The following is a 17664-nucleotide window of genomic DNA, read 5'->3' on the forward strand; positions in this document are numbered from 1 at the left end:
AACTAAGCTTTTGCGCTGCGCAAAGCGCATTAAAACAGTCAACGGCAAATTATCAACAACAAACAGTTATAGTTAACTATAATAATGTCATGACCCACACCATAACCTGCTTATTTTTTATACGGCAATCAACACCATATTAGAAACTGCTTCTCCCTTTACACACTGTTAAGTTAATATTAGCAATCGAATTTTTGAGGAGTGGCGAATGAGTATCGAAGTGATAGATAGCGAACTTACAGAACAGCGCCTAAATCAGCTCACCCAAGCACTTGGTAGTGGTATGTTTGTGCATGTGCGCAATATGCTGCATGATATGGCCGCTTCTGATGTCGCCCTCATTCTTGAGTCATCTCCCCCTAAAACACGCCAAGTGTTGTGGCAACTTATCGACCAAGAACAAGCCGGTGAAATTCTTGAAGAACTCGGTGAAGAGTTAAAAGATTCGCTTATCAGTGGCATGACACCTGAAAAAGTTGCGCAAGCCACTTCAGGAATGGACACCGATGACCTGGCTTATATTTTACGTAGCTTGCCAGATGCAGTGTATAAGAAAGTACTGCAATCGATGAGTAGCCAAGACCGTCACCGAGTTGAACAAGCGTTATCCTACCCTGAAGATACTGCCGGCAGTATCATGAATACCGATACCGTGACTTTACGTCCTGACGTGAATATTGATGTGGTACTGCGTTACTTACGCCAACGAGGCAATTTACCCGATACGACAGATACACTCTATGTGGTCGACAAAAACGACCATGTACTTGGCGGTGTCCGTTTAGCCGATCTATTAACCTGTAACCCTAGCGAAACGATCCGCAGCATCATGGATCCGGAGCTTGAAAGTATCCCTGTTGATATGCCAGATAATGAAGTGGCACAGTTATTCGAACGTCATGACTGGATTTCAGCCCCTGTCGTTGATGAACAGCAGAAGTTATTAGGCCGTATTACCATTGATGACGTCGTCGATGTTATCCGTGAAGATGCCGAGCACTCCATGATGGGGATGGCGGGGATGGATGATGACGAGGACACATTCGGTCCCGTAATGAAAAGTACCTTCCGACGCTCTTTGTGGTTAACAATCAATTTATTTGCTGCTTTACTTGCTGCCTCTGTCAGTAACATGTTTGAAGGCACCCTTGAGCAGTTTGCCACTATTGCCATTTTAATGACCATTGTTCCGAGCATGGGCGGCGTTGCAGGTAACCAGACATTAGCTTTGGTCATTCGTGGTATTGCTCTTGGGCATATTGGTCAAAGTAACTCTCGCTGGTTAATAGGCAAAGAGTTAGCCATTGGTTTCCTTAACGGCATTATGTGGTCAGTGTTGGTATTTTTTGCCGTTTGGCTGTGGAAAGACGATATGGCCTTAGGTGGTTTGATTGGTGGCGCCATGCTCATTAATATGACTGTTGCAGGTCTTGCAGGCGCCAGTATTCCACTCTTACTGAAAAAGTTGAACATCGATCCTGCTTTAGCAGGTGGTATGGTGCTTACCACAGTAACCGACGTCATCGGCCTATTTGCCTTTTTAGGTTTAGCTACGATCTTCTTAATGTAGTCAATATCCGACCTTCGCATCTCACTAAATCCATGCCAAACGGCATGGATTTTTTAATCCTTCTAAATCATAAACGACTCACTGTAACACTCCTCATTCATACTGATTAAGTGATAATGGTTTACCGTTAATCTCACTAGAAATGACGCCCAAAAAGTCTGGTAAATTAAATTTACCAATAAATCACCACCTTGCACCAAAATGGATAATTTGCACCAATGTAACACAACGCATTTTTTTAGAGTTAACACACTAAAAAACTAACTAACTGTTAATTAACGATAAAATATTTATTTCAAAATTGGCACGACTATTCCATATAGATATATACCACCTTAGAGGTAGATGCATTTTTGACCAATTTATGACTCGATTAGAGATGTAATACAGGGAGTTAAGTATGAATTATCTAAGAATGTTCATTGAAAACTGTCAATATCAGTGGCACTTCTTCCATCACCTTGGATTGAGCAGCTGGGATATTGATAACAATCATTAATCTAAAAACCTCTTAATTTTATGAAGGTTCGTGGTTAACAAAATTGAGTAGTAGGAACAATGATGACGACACTAAATCGAATATATCCAGATGAATTACAGCAACAAGTAATCAAGGAAGTAAAAGACAATAATCGATTAATTTCAGATGTTGCCAAGCAATATAATGTGTCAGCAAAAACCATTTACCAATGGGTGAAGAAAAGAAAACAACCTCTAAAATCAGTGAGCAAACAACAAGATTTAGCCACTGAAATTGCAACTGAAATAGCAAATTTGCAGAAAAGGCTATTTCAACTGAATCAAGAATTAGTGTCAGTAAAAGGACATTAAATTCAACGTTTCGGAAAGAAAAATGACTTTAGCATTCGTCCCCATCGGAAGCTAAACAATCGCAGTGATTTTTCTTTCCAATTTTATTTTCAAACATTGAGCGCTAACAACTCATCGTTTGAAGGCAGTTCCGACAAGAAAGGATGCGTTATTTTCGTCCCCCAGCGAAAATCTCTCTCCCCCACCTCTCTTGTCAATTTTATACCGTGGCTTAGCCTAACGCTTAGCGTTACAAGAGTAAGGTTGAGAATAGGCAGCCACAGCCTGCAAGTCAGGTAAAAGTTTCAAGATAATGATTGCTGTTTAACTCCCCGTAGACAGCAATGGCTATTTTGAAGTACGTTACAGGGTCTAATAACAATAATATGTAACGATAAAATGTCGAAAGACAATGCAAACAAAAGCCCTAATGAAATGGATTCATTAGGGCTTTTACCTTTCTAGGCACAGTATACAGCGCTACTGCTAACGAATGAGCGACGGGCTTTAAAAAACAATGGTTAATTATTGCTTACCTTTTTCAAGTTCAAAATAACGTTCAGTCGACCAGTCAAAATAATACTCATGACCATCCCATTCATAGTAGGTATGACCATCACGTTGTATCACTCGTGCATTGTCTGGCAACTTGCTAATCCCTTTTGCATACTCAATGCTAGTGGTTGTTCGTTTTGGCGCTTCAACTGCTGTGACTGGTTCAACATAGTTATTACGGGATTGGTTGTTCATATAACGATCACGGTAATAACGGTCGTAATAATCGTATCGATAAGGATAACGCCAACCATTGCCCCATCTTCCTCCCCAACCATTATAGCCCCAACGGTTATTCCAACCACTGCTCCATCCTACGCCAATACTGGGTCCCCAATAATTGTTGTAACCTACTCCCCAGCGTACTGACGAACCTGAATAACGATCATAACGATGACTGCCAGCTGAATGGCGATGTTTAGCACCATTTTCTGTAGCAACAGCGCTCATTGAAGAAGTACGAAAAGATTCAGCCATAACATGTGAAGGCAGAATAGCCAGAGTCAGGCTTATTGATACGAATAACATCGACAATCGGTGAGGTTGACTGAATATTGCCATTTGATCGCTCCTAGGCTGAAAGATCACAAAGCCAATTAATATCAGTTTACCCTAAAAAGCCACTGAACCAATAATCTTGGCTTAACCCAATATTATATAAATGCTATAGTGCGCCCCAAAGAGCGATTATAAAAAGAGTGAATTAGCCATGAGTTTTAAGGATTTACGTAGCTTCATCGATCACCTCGAAGCCAATGGTGAATTAAAGCGTATTAGTTATCCTGTTGATCCTAATCTAGAAATGACGGAAATTGCCGATCGTGTACTTCGATCTGGCGGTCCTGCATTGCTTTTTGAAAATCCAACAGACAAATCTATGCCTGTTTTAGTGAACTTATTTGGCACTCCAAAACGGGTTGCCATGGCACTCGGTAAAGAGGATCCTCTCGCCCTACGTGAAGTCGGTGAGTTATTAGCATTCTTAAAAGAGCCAGAGCCGCCTAGTGGTTTTAAAGATGCGATCGCGAAAATCCCAAAATTCAAGCAAGCACTCAATATGCCGCCTAAAACGGTCCGTAATCCACCATGCCAAGAAATCGTCATCACTGGCGATGAAGTGGATCTAACAAACTTACCTGTTCAACATTGTTGGCCTGGTGATGTGGCACCTTTGGTGACTTGGGGTTTAACCATCACTAAAGGCCCGCGCCAAAAACGCCAAAACTTAGGTATTTACCGTCAGCAGTTACTGGGTAAAAACAAATTAATAATGCGCTGGCTCGATCATCGTGGCGGCGCATTAGACTTTAAAGATTTCAAAGAAAAGCACCCAGGTGAGCGCTACCCTGTGGTCGTTGCTTTAGGCTCAGATCCTGTCACCATCTTAGGTGCGGTGACACCTGTACCTGACTCAATGAGTGAATATGCCTTTGCAGGCTTACTGCGTGGTGAACGCACTGAGGTCTGTAAAGCGATTAGCTGTGACTTAGAAGTTCCAGCCACCAGCGAGATCATTTTAGAAGGCTATATCGACCCTGAAGAAATGGCAGAAGAAGGACCCTATGGCGACCATACTGGTTACTATAACGAGACAGACAAGTTCCCAGTTTTCACCGTCACTCACATGACACAGCGTAAAGACGCCATATATCACAGCACATACACTGGCCGTCCACCTGATGAGCCGGCAATGTTAGGCGTGGCATTAAACGAAGTCTTTGTGCCTATTTTACGCAAGCAATATCCTGAAATTATTGACTTCTACCTGCCGCCAGAAGGCTGCTCGTACCGTATGGCAGTCATTTCAATTCGTAAGCAATATGCAGGCCATGCCAAACGCGTCATGATGGGAGCTTGGTCTTTCTTACGTCAGTTCATGTATACCAAGTTCATTATTATTGTTGATGAAGACGTGAATTGTCGTGATTGGCAGGATGTCATCTGGGCTATTACCACCCGGATGGATCCAACTCGCGATACCGTCATGGTCGACAATACGCCGATTGATTATTTAGATTTCGCTTCTCCTGTGGCGGGTTTAGGCTCAAAAATGGGACTGGATGCCACCAATAAATGGCCAGGCGAAACCGACAGAGAATGGGGAACGCCGATAGTGATGGATCCCAAAGTGAAAGAAAAGATTGATGATATTTGGGAAGAATTAGGTATTGATGATGCACCAACGCTATAATGGTGATCTATATCACACTAGCGCAACCTAGACCCTACATATATAAAAGAAAATAACCCTTCATAGAAAGGGCTAAAAGGATGTTAGATGAACACCATTCGCTGTAAAGTTGTTAGCGTCACCCCATTTAACGACGCCGTGTTTCAGGTCACCTTACAACCTGAAGCGGCGTTTGATTTTAAAGCAGGTCAATACTTATCTATTGTCATGGGCGAAAAAGACAAACGGCCATTCTCAATTGCTTCAGCGCCAGGTGCTGAACTAATTGAGCTACATATTGGTGCAGCTGTCTCAGAAAGCTACCCAATGCAAGTCGTTGAGCGCCTTAAAACCAATGACTACATAGATATTGAAGCTCCAGCAGGAAATGCATTTTTACGTCAAGAAAGTAACCGTCCACGTATTATGGTTGCTGGCGGTACAGGGTTTTCTTACATCAAAAGCATCATCGAGCAACAAATTGCGACAGGCCAAACCGTCGCGACTCAGTTTTATTGGGGTTGCCGCACAGAAGAAGCCATGTACTACCAAGCTATCGCACGTCAATGGCATGAAGAGCATAACTGGTTAGAGTTTATCCCAGTGGTTGAAGAAGCCCCTGCTAATTGGAATGGTAAGCAAGCCAATTTATTAGCACAAATTAAGCAAGACTATGTCAGCTTAGTTGGCTATGACATCTACATTGCTGGCCGCTTTGATATGGTCGGTGCAGCCCGTGAAGTATTTCGTGAAATGGGTGTCGATGAAGCTCATCTCTACGGAGATGCATTCGCCTTTATTAAGTAATTAAAGGCGAATTGATAGCAAGCTATTCAACCTTCTCAAAATTGAATCCTTGCTGCCCAACAAAAAGCCGACTATCTCAGTCGGCTTTTTTGTTATTTGCGCTCGTTTACAGCATCAACTTAAGGGCTAGAATTGCACCTTCTCGTACTTAGACCAAGCGACTAAACCATCCATAAACGGTAAAATCCACACCGCAGTATCTTTGGTCTTGTGTACCCTGAAAAGCGTCATATTCGTAACTTGGATATCATCACGTCTAATTTCTCGATAAAAACGCATTGCAGATGGGGTAACGAAATCAGGTTTGATAAACTCTTTATGTTCGATATTGGTATAAAAAACATCAACATCATAGTCGCCAATCTTTTGCTGATATTGATTAAACGTCCCTCGTGTTTTCCACTTAATTGGCGTAGTTACACAGTCTTCATCAGTAATACAGGTCGTGGTATAAATTTGGCCACTGGTGCCATCTTCATAAACCAAAGACAGACTAAAATCACCCCGAATTAACTTTTCACCAGCCACAGGAAAGTACACATCAGCATGATAATGGTGCTCAACAATGTTACCGACACTGTCTTGTGGAATAAGTACACGGTTGTATCGAATTCTATCTTCCATTTTCTGACTGAGTGGCACAAATTCACTCATATTCAAACCAGCAGGCTCTGGGGTTAACGTATTGATATTAATGATGCCTTCACCATTACAATCATCAAGTGTATAACCAGGACACGATGCAAAAGAGTAATGAGCTCCATTTGTTAACGCAAAAGCACTAAAGCCTTTTAAGCCTTCAACAATATTACTTTCTGGCGCGAGATGTTTTTGCCATTTGGACTTATGCACTTGGTCGGTATTATCTTTATAGAGCAAAGTTGCACTTTCCGTCACACCACCGATATTCAGTTCAACTTGTTTGTCACTGCTCCACTCAGAGGTTTTTTTCAAAACTTTATGATATTCACATTGATACCAAGCTAATGTAATTAGCCCAATCACAACCATAGCGCCGGCTATTTTTACCATAACACCCACATCTAAAAACGCTGCACGCAGGGTATCGCGATCCGTTAATGACACCATTTTGACATGGCTACGTTCATTAATATGAAGTTGATAGCCACGGCGAGCGACTGCTTTTAAATGAATTTCTGAGTAAGGCTCTAACTTACGACGCAGGGTACTAATGCATTGGGTTAATGAAGTAGGCGCAACCACACGATCGGGCCAGCCTTCAGCTAATAGCTGCTCTTTAGTCCAGATCTCTTCACTATGATCGAGCAATTTTATCAGCACAGCATTTTCAGAAAACGTAAGACTGGTTTTTTCATCATTAAGATGATTAACCAGCTGCTTTGCTGAAGTATCAAGTGTTAAATATGATGTAATTTTTAGCACTGGAAGCACCTGTACTTGAGCTAATTATCTAATTTATTCCAATGATATAATATCCTAGACACTGTAAATTTTATGTGACCACATACTCAATCCAGTAAAATATTTAACTAAATAATACAGTAACTTAAACCTAATACATCTAAAGATACAAAATATGAAATAGTTTGTAAGCAGTCTGACTGATAAACCTCTTTAGCAATAATTAGCCCTAAAAACGTTTACGATAAAACAAGCCTAATGACAGCATCATCATCATTGCATTCCAACCCACTAAGATAAGGTACAAGCTTAATACTGGCCATTGCACTAATGAAGATAGACCCTCTACGTGGCTTGAGTGAGGTGCAACCACCAACATCAATGCTCGGAACACATCGCTGGGGTTTAATAGAATAAGTAGCTGTAATACACCATTAGAAATACTCGTTGATTCAGCCACCATCATGGTCAGTAAAATGAGGTCATAAACTAATACAACAGCAACCCAAATAAACAATAAAATCGCAATTGCCTTAGCCTTTTCAATTACCTGCAAACTCACTGCGTAACCGACTAAAATAAAACACATACTTAATAAAATACTGCTGACCATTAAGTGTAAAAAAGTCGATATTAGCGAAAATAACGCCACATCAGTTAATATTCCGACCAGCAATGCTGTTGCACCAAAACCAATAAAAATAGTGAAAGAAATTACCGCTAAGTGTCCAATAAACTTACCCACCAATATTTGGCTACGGCTTAACGGATAAGATAAAAGCAGTAATAAGGTGCCCGACTCTTCTTCACCAATAAAGCTGTCGTAGCTAAGCAAGATCGCTGTAAGTGGCAAGATAAACACTGCAACTGAGCTTAAACTAGCCATCAAAAGCGGCAGTTCTGGGATAACAAGCTCACCTGTCACCACTGAGCCTGAAAAAGTAATCAATAAGGCCAAACTGGTTAAAATAATGCCAATAAAAGCCACCCAACGGTTTCGGCAGTTATCTTTAATTTCTTTTGTGGCGATAGTTAAAATTGGCGTCAACATTTATTGTCCTCAAGCAGCGTACTGCTGACGGTTATTCATGCAGTGATGATAGATATCACTTAAATCAGGTTCTTCAATTAAAAAGTTATACACCCCGCAATGCGTAGTCAGATACTTCATAATCTTGGGTTTATCTTGCTGTGAGATAATTAACTTATCTTGAATGGATAAGGCATTTAAAAAGGGATCTTCTGCGATAATACGGCTCACTTCAGTTCCGCTTATATTCACTTTCAAATCAGTCGACTGCCTTAATTGGCTCAAACTACCGCTAGCGAGGTGTTGTCCATCAGCCATAATGAATGCACGATCAATATTGTCCTCAACCACAGCCAATTCATGAGTGCATACGATAATTGCGCAGCCTTGCTGTTTCAGCTCTGCGATTTTTTGATACATAAATAATGAAGCTTGAGGATCAAGTCCAACGGTCGGTTCATCAAGCAGTAAAATGTCAGGCGATGACAAAATGGCTTGTGCAAAACCAAGTCGTTGCTTCATGCCTTTTGAATAACTCTTAACCGGATTATCTTGCGCATACTCAAGCCCAAACTCCGTCAGTACTGTCGATACCTTGGCTTTATCAATCCGTTTTAGTGCGGCAAAATAGTTAAGCACTTCTTTACCCGTCAGCTTTTCATACAAACTGATATTTTCAGGCAAGTAGCCTAAATTAACCTGGCGACGATCTTTTTCATGGGTCACCATATTCCCCATCATGGAGATTTGACCTGAAGTCGGCTTTACAATGCCTAACAGCATTTTTATCAAACTCGACTTACCAGCGCCATTATGGCCAAGCAGCGCTAAGGTTTCGCCTGCTGAAACGGTTAAGCTGATATCGTTAACAGCGGTAAAATCATCGTATTTTTTAACGAGATTCTGAACATGAATACTGGCTGTATTTTCCATGATAACCCTATTTACTTAACAACTGCTGCGCAGACTGTGGGCGATTATTTTCAATTAAGGAAGGCTGTGATGCGCTTGTCATTGGAAAGCTATCGATCACTCCAGCCTCAGGTAAAAGACTAAACTGCTGTTGAGTCCAACGTAATAAAGATGCAACAGGGCTTTTTAATAAAAAGTGCGCTTCTGGATAAAGCCAATACAAGCGATCTAAATGATCACTAGGCTGATACGCTTGTTCACTCACCCCATCACCCGAGTTATCCCAACCGATAAATCCACTCCAGTAGTTTCCCTGCTGCTGGTGACTCCACTCTACTAAGGTGTCGCCTACGTACTTTACCTGTGCTTGGTTGTTGATAAATTGATTACGATAAATTTTGTTCCCCTCGCCTCCCATGGCCATATAAATACCAATTTCACTGTGGCCAAAGTGGTTTTCATAAATACGGTTATCGCGGGCACCATAGATGAACATACTTTTACCCTCATCACCCGTCGGCATTTTGGGCTGAGGATTAACGATATTATCTACCTGATTTGCATGGATGTCTGAGTCATTGGTCATGTTTAGCAACACCCCAAAAGTCGCCGCATTGTCTACGCGATTATGATGGAGATTAATCCGCTTTGAGTTCATTAATGCATAACCGCCATCAACATCCACAGCGACATTATTTTTGGCTTCATCACCTTCGGTATACATGTAGTGAATACCGTACTGCTGAGATGAGAAATGATTGTCATCGATGAGGCTATTCTTACCTGACTCAAGGTATATCCCATCCCTCACATCTTTGATGGTATTCCCCTCAATCACCGCGTCATCAACCCTTTTTAGATAAATGCCATCGCCTCTGTCGAGTACAAAAAATTGCTTATTCCCTATGATGTAATTGTTATAAATCTCAATATGCGAGGTATTATCAGCCCGAATACCAAAGCCATCACCGGTTAAATTATTCCCAGAAATCACAATATTACTCATACCATCATTCACTAAGATGCCAGCATTAAGCTCGTACTGATCTGAGCCCCAATTTAGTATTGTTAACTGCTCAACACGAACATCACTGCTTGCAATCGTAATGGCGCTGCCCTTGCCCTGGGCATCAATAATTGAACAAGGGTGTCCTATGAGTGTCAGAGGTTTGTTAATAACGGCATTGCCAATGTAAGGTTGGTCCTGCAGCAACACAGTGTCATGGGCGTTAGCTTCATCAATGACCTGCTGCAGAAAAATGACATTAAGCGAATTCTGCACGTCGGTGTCTGTCGAGTTTGCGAAAGCACAAGGGGCGCTAATGACACCGATTAACCACAACCCATTAAGCAAAAATTTAACCATGGTTTTCCTCACTTTCGCCTCGATTTACCTTGGCAATGAATCATCACTCACCATACTGTAAATAGACGCTATAACAGCGCAATAATATCGGCCAATATCCTAAGTCAATTAATGATGGCTCATGCCTTCGCCGAGTAATTCGATAGTAATATCATCAAAGCCTAATACCGCGCCGCCATATTCATTGGCAAACTGCTCGGCGGCGTTAACTGTGCTAAATGAGGCAACAGCAGATCCCATCACAGCTTGACGACTTGTACCATAAACATAGGTGGCAGTTTTACCGTCAATGAAGTGTTCATCTTTAGGATCATCCCAAGATGTTGCCGCCATATCGTGTACCCAAATTTGTGTCACCTGACGGGCATTTTCTGGCTGAAGTAAGAAACTAAACATGTCACGGGTTGAGCAAAAAGAAGGATTTTTTTCCACATTTTTCAGTTTTAGCTGGCCTTTGGGGCCTGGATATTTGGTGATCATCATGCCGCACATATGGCAACGATCGTGTTCATGTATTGCATGTGCATGACTATCAGCCTCTGTTGTAACATTGTCAGGTTGGCAGGCAAATAAGAAAGGAACGAGTAACAGTAGCGATAGTATTTTTTTCATTTCAGTTTTCCAATTCAATACAGGCTATTACCTGGTAAAAAGAATCACCCTTAAAAATGACTAAGGGAAGACATAAGACTTAAGGGTGACTCTGGCAACACTAAATTGCGTATGTTTGACCTGCATATAGGATAAACAGACGTAAACACATCATGCCGCTAATGGCACATACGCCTGATAGATAGAACGCTTTAGCTGAATGACTAAAGGTTTTACCGGTGGCAAAGTTAAGTAGAATAGGGCCTAAGAACCCAACACCTACGACACCAATCCAGAACAAGTTTGCCCACACACCAGAGGTAAATGCAGCAAAAGCTGACTGCGCCCCTGCATTTCCTGTCGCAAGTGACATCGCAATCATGCAAATAAACAAAATTTCCGCAATCATGATTGGCCATTCAGCTCCATGAAGGATTTTAAGTTCACTGCTATGCATATCTTCTTTAAACAAGAATACTGACAACATTTTTGACGCTGCAGCACCCGCTGAAACACCCGACGCAATGAATAACGCAGGTAATACTGCAGTATTAATGAGCGGGAAACGGATTAACGCTGAAATCAAGAAACCGGTATAAGCACACACAGCTGCTGCTAAAATTAACGCCGTCACTTCGCAAGGCTTACGAACGGGTTTAAGCATAGTAATAATAGGCAACAAGAAGTTGAGCGCTGGTATGATTTTGATTTCATCTTCAAAGGCATATAAACACAACACTGCAGTTAGCGGGATGTATACACACAGTGCAATTACCCCGATAGACATCACTGAAGTGAAGTTATAGAACACCAAAATACGCCAGAAGAATAATGGGTTAGTTAAGTCTAAAACCAGACATAACATCCCAAGTGCAATCGTCACGAATGAGATTAAACTGGCAGCTTTGTATAATGGTGTCGTAGCTGTTTGCCCCTTAAAGAAGCGAATAGCCAATGCCACCACTAACGAACCACCCGAAATACCGGCTAAGAAAAGGTAAACCGCAATTGGCCAAGGCCATGCCACCCCTTCAGATAAGCCCATGGTAAATTCCATTGAACCGTCCATCTTATACCCCCAATTTTACGACTGGAATGTAACGAAGGCTTGGTTCGGTACCAAACTGCGGTTTCATACGTACAGAGTCTTTTACCGCTAATAACTTATTAACGTATGAGGTTGGATCGTTAGCATCGCCAAAGATCAACGCATCATATTTACACTGTTGCACACATGCAGGTAACTCACCTTTTGCCAGCTTACTGTTTAAACAAAAATCACAGTTATCGGCGACATCAGTTTCTTCATTGATAAAACGTGCATTGTAAGGACAAGCGCCAATACAATATTTACAGCCAGCACATTTACTGGCGTCCATGGTGACAATCCCAGTTTTAGGATCTTTATGTGCAGCACCAGTAGGACAAACGGCAACACAAGGCGCGTTCTTACATTGTTGGCAAGACACACGAACAAATTTACGCTCACAGTTACATGCTTCTTTGCCACAATGTGGACAGGCTTGCCCTTCCACACCACCCGATTGATGTTCCATCAACAATTTTGATTTGCCATCAGGTAAGTTATTAGCGACATTACATGCCTCTTTACACTCACCACAACCGACACATTTATTTTGATCAAACACCATGACGTAATGAGGTTTATTGGCATCTTCGTTGTCATCTTTAACAGAACTACACCCCATAGGGCCTAGAATTAAAGAGGCAGCTCCCATGCCTTTTAGAAACCTCCGTCTTTCTATATTTTCACTCACAACATCCTCCCTAGTTCAGCCTTAGCTGACTGGTTTTTATTGGTTCGCTGCAAATTCAAATGACGAAATTAGCGACTCACTTCATCCAATTTAAATTCGGCTTTCATTATTGCGTTATTAATAGACTGTCTATTAAAAGATTGGGTTTGGTTGGTTTGTAGGATGCGCCAATGTTCAATGGCGACTGCATACTGACCATTAAGGTAAGCATCAGTTGCCAATATCATTCGGGTATTAAGCTCGTCACGTTGTAAATTCAACGCAGTATCAATAACCTTGCGTGCCTCAGGTAAAAACTGACGACCATCGCGGTAATACATTGATGTGGCTTGCATGCCTAATAACCCGGCATCTTCGCCGACTAGCTCAATAAGCTGACTTAACGTATCGACAGAGTCGGCATACATGCCACCTTCTGCATAAGATTGCGCTAACGCCATTAATGCCATTTCATTAGTCGGTTGCTGCTGTACTTGTTCTCGCCCTTTTGTGATTTTGGCTGCGATCAAATAATCTACCGAGTCATCCACTCGCCCTTTATCCCAACCTTGGAAATGTCCTCCACTGGCATATATAGATAACGAAAAGATCAATACAATTGCCGACATCCACAAAGGGAATTGGTAAGCACCGACATCTGCGAAGTCATCAGGTTCTACAGATATGGTGCTGCCCATTTCGGCATTTGTATTGGTTGCTTTCACCACTGTGCTGCTCAAATTACGGTTATATGCACAGTGATGAATCCAGAAGAGTCCGATAAATATACTCAGACATACTGCGATACCTAAGGCCAGAATATTCATAAGTGTCTCTTCTTTCTTTAAAAAAACGATTAAGTGTTGTCGCTTAGTGAGAGCCGTGTGAGCCCATTGCGCCGTTCATACCCATACCACTTAGGCCCATGCCTTTAGCGTTTTCACTTGGCTTTTCAGACTTCACTAACTCGACTTCAAAAATTAATGCGGTATCACCTGGAATATCGCCAGCGCCATCCTTGCCATAAGCCAACTCTGATGGAATAACAAAGCGGAATGTTGACCCTTCTGGCATAAGACGTAAGCCTTCTTCCCAGCCTGGAATAGCGGTTAATAATGCAAAACGGACAGGGTCTGTGGTTTCATCAAATACTGTGCCGTCAACCATCGTGCCTTTGTACTTCACGGTGACAACATCTTCCGCTTTAGGTTTTACGCCTTCACCCATTTTGATCACTTCGTATTGCAGACCAGATTCGGTAATGGTGACGCCATCTTTGTTTTTGTTTTCAGCTAAGTAAGCTTCACTGGCTTGCTTGCTTTCAAGGGCAATTTGTTTCATTTTTTGCGAGCTTAATAAGTTCAGTAATTCACTGCGCTCATTTAAGTAAGTGAGTACTTCTTCATCCGACATTTTTTGCTCATTTTTTAGCGCATCAATCACACCATCAATGACTTTTTGCACATCAACTTGTGCACCCAACTCTGTTTGGTTATAAATTTGACTGGATAGGTAATTACCAATCGAAGCACCCATACTGTAGGATTGTTTTTCAATATCATTTTCAACGTTTTCAGTAGCAAAACTTCCTGCTGAAAAAACCAAAGACATACAAGTTGCAACTGCTAAAGTACTTTTAGTTAATAGCTTCATTCGATGTTCTCTCTTTAAAAAGTTAACCTGCGGACAACAAGCCTCAGGCTGTTAATCGGTAATAAAATCGTTATGGTTTTTCTATGACTCTGCCAGACAAGCGCCAGCCGTAAATTCCTTCGGCCATATGTCTAACTCCTGTGTACCCGAGCTTTACTGTTTCGCGAGCAGCCATCGCACTCGAAGTGCATAAGGTATTTGCACAGTAGAAAACCATCACGGCATCCTTATTTTTTGGAAGTAACTCTTTCCAGTTCTTCACATTGAAATACACAGCGCCTGGAATAAATCCTTCAGCCCATAATTCCAATGTGTTTACATCAAAAAAATAAACATCTTCATTGCCCACTAATGACTCAGCTTCACGCATTGAAATCGGATTAAGCTGAATATTGCTCATTTTTACAGGGATTAAATCTCCCCCAGCTCCTGCAAAGACTTGTGCTTGCACGGCAATAAACAACGAGACAGAAATCAGGAGGTTGCTAAGTAATTTTTTCATGGTCTTTCTCTCTAAATATCTCGGCATCGGCTGATGCCGAGCTATTAAAAATGGCAACGAGCGATTGCTCGTTGCCATCTGGGTTTTACATTTTTTTACCATTAATAATGGCTTGAGCTTGGGTCACGTAAGTTAATGCTGCGTCGATACGTTTTTGGGTATAACGCGCACCATGAACACCCCAAGAACCGTCTTTTTCAAGTAAGGTCACTGCATCTTGAGCTTTATCAGCCAACAGAAGTACTTGTGATTTATCTTCAACAGATAACTTAGTCACTTCTAGTAATTGGTCGATAGCTTCAAGTGCACCAACAACTTGAGCGTAGGTTTCTTTAATTGGTGTTTGGAACTTCATGACTTCGCCGTAGATCTCTTGTTGATCTTCGTAGTGTAGGCTTGGGTCAAGTTCAGATTGGAACTGACTATGACAACCTTTGCCATTTACAACGTTATCATCAGAGGTCGCAGTACGAGCACAAGACCACATTAAGTCTAAGTAGTTATTACCATCTGCGTTCTTCGCAACAGTCCAACCTTTAGTCGTCGCTTCACGAGACTTGCCTTCTGGTGGATTTAGCGTTTTCTGAGTTGGGTCAATTTCGATTTTCCACATGTGAGACTTACGTACGGCATCGAAACCTGCTTGATCAGGGAACTGCATTGCGGTGAAGTTTTCACAGCTGCCCATGTTAGGCATGTGACAACTTGTACAGCTTTGCTCGCTATGAGTTTTCGTATTGTCAGCAATTTCTGCTTGCGCAGCGTGACAGTCTGAACACTCTTTCTTCATTTTCGGTTTGGTATAACCAGACTTCCAATCGTTGCTTGTCACTTCATGCGGATCATGACACGTGGCACAACGCATGCCTTTTTCATAATGCATAGAAGCAAACATTTGCGATCCTTCAGTACCACATGATGGACATGCAGACTTCATTTTCACACCGAAGGCATACTCAAGTTTCTCTTGACCTTGTTCAGTATCAGCTAACTCATCAACATAGTTGAAACGTTGGTGACAACGTTCACAGTTAGATGGCATACCACCGCCATTACCGCCGTCTAAGTGACCACCAGCGCCGTGACACTCTTCACAAGCAATACCTTTAGAAATCGTATGCTCACGAAGTTTTTCAGGGTCGCCTAATGCCGCTAAGTACTCATCTTTGCTTTGGAAGTCGAACTTGAAGCTATGACAAACTTCACAGTAAGAACTCGCTGGTTGGAACAACATTTCTTTTTCGTATTTCGCACCGTACGAGCTCATGCCCACTTGGTGAGAACCACTTAATCCAAATGCTTTACCTTCGTTTGTTGCAGGGAACTCTGGAATGGCAGCATTAATTTTTGCCGCCATTTCAGGGGTAAGCCACTCCGCCCAACCACGTGAGAATTGGTTACCACCAGCAATCATTTTACCGGTGCCATCTTTTAGTAAACCATCACGGATATGATAAGTACCACGCACCATCCACGCATCAATGAAACCGTATTTTGTACGAGGAGTACCAACGGTTGCATAAATGGCATCAGGGGTAATACCGTCAGGTAAGATAGAAGTATCTTTAGTGTTGTACATGGTTTTGTTCAAATCGTTATCGACTTCTGGATGCTCTCCAGGGAAACGAATTGTTTTAGAGTGACGAGAACGACTCCATGCTTCATATTGCACAGCATGACACTCACCACATTTTTCAGGTCCAACAAACTTGTTCGGATAATCTAAAATAGATTTTGCCCCCAGGCGATATTGCACCGCACTTGGACGACCAACACGTTTGCTGTATTTCGGGCTATTACCAGTATCTAAATATTCTTCACCACGGTCACTAATGTGGTAATCACCCACTAAGTTACCTTCTTCATGGTATTTAAATAATGGATGGTTTTGAAATAAGTAATCAAAAAGTTCTTTTTCTTGAACAATATAATCTTGCAGCGTTTTAACGCCTTTTGCTTCTTCATCACCATTTGGGGCTGCAAGTACTTTTTGAGCTGTTTTACCCATGGCTGGCACACTATCATATTTACCAGCTGCAGTTGCATTGCCAACAATGCCAAGACAAACTAGCACGCTTAGTGCTGTCATCTTGTATTTAGCCTGTTTCATTGTCCCACTCCTAATCATCATTATTTTATATTTTGTCGTCGAACCTGGCAGTTCAGCGAACGATATAATTAATTTGAGCAAGAGTTATTTTAAAGCTAATAAGCCATCAAAAATTGAGCTAGATCACACCAAAAAACGCCTTACAGATAACAAAAAATAAAAGCAAAAATGAACAACAAAATCAAACACTTATAGATTGTTTTATTTTATTTTTTATATAAAAAGGCGATTTTTTTATCTGTGAAAAATAATAAATATTACTTTTATAAAATAAAAACTATTCACTGGGAAAATAGTAAGATCCATCTCACAGAAAGTTAATACTAAGATAGTTAACCTCTACTCAAGGTTATTTAGGCACAACATAATAATTATAAAACTAGACTAACAAATAACATTAATACGGATTAACTTTTAATATCATTGAATATATAAATTCCATTTCATT

At 41.4% G+C, this 17664-nt stretch carries 16 protein-coding genes; 4 read left to right on the forward strand and 12 right to left on the reverse strand.

Annotated features, from left to right (window positions below; all coding sequences use genetic code 11):
- The first annotated feature begins 208 nt into the window (after nt 1-208).
- Both mgtE and SJ2017_RS18480 read left to right on the forward strand, forming a co-directional pair.
- Nucleotides 209-1570: a magnesium transporter gene (mgtE, locus tag SJ2017_RS18475; protein ID WP_055023484.1), complete on the forward strand. Its 1362-nt coding sequence runs from the start codon at nt 209-211 to the stop codon at nt 1568-1570.
- Nucleotides 1571-2128: 558 nt separating this feature from the next.
- Nucleotides 2129-2401 (forward strand): transposase, encoded by a 273-nt coding sequence (locus SJ2017_RS18480; protein WP_065109380.1) that lies wholly within the window; start codon nt 2129-2131, stop codon nt 2399-2401.
- 504 nt (nt 2402-2905) lie between these two features.
- Here SJ2017_RS18480 and SJ2017_RS18485 read toward each other — a convergent pair.
- Nucleotides 2906-3496: a hypothetical protein gene (locus SJ2017_RS18485; RefSeq protein ID WP_156003353.1), complete on the reverse strand. Its 591-nt coding sequence runs from the start codon at nt 3494-3496 to the stop codon at nt 2906-2908.
- 148 nt (nt 3497-3644) lie between these two features.
- Between SJ2017_RS18485 and ubiD the strand changes: the two genes are divergently transcribed.
- Both ubiD and fre read left to right on the forward strand, forming a co-directional pair.
- Nucleotides 3645-5126 carry a 4-hydroxy-3-polyprenylbenzoate decarboxylase gene (ubiD, locus tag SJ2017_RS18490; protein WP_080916865.1) on the forward strand — a complete coding sequence of 494 codons (1482 nt, stop codon included), beginning with the start codon at nt 3645-3647 and terminating at the stop codon, nt 5124-5126.
- 87 nt (nt 5127-5213) lie between these two features.
- Nucleotides 5214-5912: an NAD(P)H-flavin reductase gene (gene fre / locus SJ2017_RS18495; RefSeq protein ID WP_055023488.1), complete on the forward strand. Its 699-nt coding sequence runs from the start codon at nt 5214-5216 to the stop codon at nt 5910-5912.
- A gap of 126 nt (nt 5913-6038) precedes the next feature.
- Here the strand turns inward: fre and SJ2017_RS18500 are convergent, their stop codons facing one another.
- The 11 genes from SJ2017_RS18500 to SJ2017_RS18550 form a co-directional block, all read right to left on the reverse strand.
- Nucleotides 6039-7316 carry a winged helix-turn-helix domain-containing protein gene (locus SJ2017_RS18500; RefSeq protein ID WP_080916867.1) on the reverse strand — a complete coding sequence of 426 codons (1278 nt, stop codon included), beginning with the start codon at nt 7314-7316 and terminating at the stop codon, nt 6039-6041.
- A 208-nt stretch (nt 7317-7524) separates the two neighbouring features.
- Nucleotides 7525-8346 carry an ABC transporter permease subunit gene (locus SJ2017_RS18505; RefSeq protein WP_080916869.1) on the reverse strand — a complete coding sequence of 274 codons (822 nt, stop codon included), beginning with the start codon at nt 8344-8346 and terminating at the stop codon, nt 7525-7527.
- Nucleotides 8347-8355: 9 nt separating this feature from the next.
- On the reverse strand, nt 8356-9258 hold the full coding sequence (locus SJ2017_RS18510; protein WP_065109377.1) for an ABC transporter ATP-binding protein: 903 nt from the start codon (nt 9256-9258) through the stop codon (nt 8356-8358).
- A gap of 7 nt (nt 9259-9265) precedes the next feature.
- The gene (gene nosD, locus SJ2017_RS18515) at nt 9266-10603 is read right to left on the reverse strand and encodes a nitrous oxide reductase family maturation protein NosD (protein WP_080916871.1); all 1338 of its coding nucleotides are present in this window, start codon (nt 10601-10603) and stop codon (nt 9266-9268) included.
- Nucleotides 10604-10711: 108 nt separating this feature from the next.
- Entirely contained in the window at nt 10712-11215 is a 504-nt protein-coding gene (locus SJ2017_RS18520) for a nitrous oxide reductase accessory protein NosL (RefSeq protein WP_065109375.1), read from the reverse strand.
- A gap of 100 nt (nt 11216-11315) precedes the next feature.
- Nucleotides 11316-12263, reverse strand: a complete 948-nt coding sequence (gene nrfD, locus SJ2017_RS18525; protein WP_080916873.1) for an NrfD/PsrC family molybdoenzyme membrane anchor subunit — start codon at nt 12261-12263, stop codon at nt 11316-11318.
- Between the two features lies 1 nt (nt 12264).
- A complete protein-coding gene (locus tag SJ2017_RS18530; protein ID WP_055023495.1) occupies nt 12265-12972 on the reverse strand; it encodes a 4Fe-4S dicluster domain-containing protein in 708 nt (235 codons plus the stop codon).
- A gap of 68 nt (nt 12973-13040) precedes the next feature.
- On the reverse strand, nt 13041-13778 hold the full coding sequence (locus tag SJ2017_RS18535) for a tetratricopeptide repeat protein (protein WP_080916875.1): 738 nt from the start codon (nt 13776-13778) through the stop codon (nt 13041-13043).
- 43 nt (nt 13779-13821) lie between these two features.
- Nucleotides 13822-14604 (reverse strand): FKBP-type peptidyl-prolyl cis-trans isomerase, encoded by a 783-nt coding sequence (locus SJ2017_RS18540; protein ID WP_080916877.1) that lies wholly within the window; start codon nt 14602-14604, stop codon nt 13822-13824.
- Between the two features lie 70 nt (nt 14605-14674).
- On the reverse strand, nt 14675-15106 hold the full coding sequence (locus SJ2017_RS18545; protein ID WP_065109373.1) for a rhodanese-like domain-containing protein: 432 nt from the start codon (nt 15104-15106) through the stop codon (nt 14675-14677).
- 85 nt (nt 15107-15191) lie between these two features.
- Nucleotides 15192-17216 (reverse strand): cytochrome c, encoded by a 2025-nt coding sequence (locus SJ2017_RS18550; protein ID WP_055023499.1) that lies wholly within the window; start codon nt 17214-17216, stop codon nt 15192-15194.
- Nucleotides 17217-17664 lie beyond the last annotated feature (448 nt).

The sequence above is a fragment of the Shewanella japonica genome (assembly GCF_002075795.1).
GTDB classification, from domain to species: Bacteria; Pseudomonadota; Gammaproteobacteria; order Enterobacterales; family Shewanellaceae; genus Shewanella; species Shewanella japonica.

Coding starts and splice junctions, on each gene's coding strand:
- mgtE (WP_055023484.1), top strand. CDS start 209: ATGAGTATCGAAGTGATAGATAGCGAACTTACAGAACAGCGCCTAAAT.
- SJ2017_RS18480 (WP_065109380.1), top strand. CDS start 2,129: ATGATGACGACACTAAATCGAATATATCCAGATGAATTACAGCAACAA.
- SJ2017_RS18485 (WP_156003353.1), bottom strand. CDS start 3,496: ATGGCAATATTCAGTCAACCTCACCGATTGTCGATGTTATTCGTATCA.
- ubiD (WP_080916865.1), top strand. CDS start 3,645: ATGAGTTTTAAGGATTTACGTAGCTTCATCGATCACCTCGAAGCCAAT.
- fre (WP_055023488.1), top strand. CDS start 5,214: ATGAACACCATTCGCTGTAAAGTTGTTAGCGTCACCCCATTTAACGAC.
- SJ2017_RS18505 (WP_080916869.1), bottom strand. CDS start 8,346: ATGTTGACGCCAATTTTAACTATCGCCACAAAAGAAATTAAAGATAAC.
- SJ2017_RS18510 (WP_065109377.1), bottom strand. CDS start 9,258: ATGGAAAATACAGCCAGTATTCATGTTCAGAATCTCGTTAAAAAATAC.
- nosD (WP_080916871.1), bottom strand. CDS start 10,603: ATGGTTAAATTTTTGCTTAATGGGTTGTGGTTAATCGGTGTCATTAGC.
- SJ2017_RS18520 (WP_065109375.1), bottom strand. CDS start 11,215: ATGAAAAAAATACTATCGCTACTGTTACTCGTTCCTTTCTTATTTGCC.
- nrfD (WP_080916873.1), bottom strand. CDS start 12,263: ATGGACGGTTCAATGGAATTTACCATGGGCTTATCTGAAGGGGTGGCA.
- SJ2017_RS18535 (WP_080916875.1), bottom strand. CDS start 13,778: ATGAATATTCTGGCCTTAGGTATCGCAGTATGTCTGAGTATATTTATC.
- SJ2017_RS18540 (WP_080916877.1), bottom strand. CDS start 14,604: ATGAAGCTATTAACTAAAAGTACTTTAGCAGTTGCAACTTGTATGTCT.
- SJ2017_RS18545 (WP_065109373.1), bottom strand. CDS start 15,106: ATGAAAAAATTACTTAGCAACCTCCTGATTTCTGTCTCGTTGTTTATT.
- SJ2017_RS18550 (WP_055023499.1), bottom strand. CDS start 17,216: ATGAAACAGGCTAAATACAAGATGACAGCACTAAGCGTGCTAGTTTGT.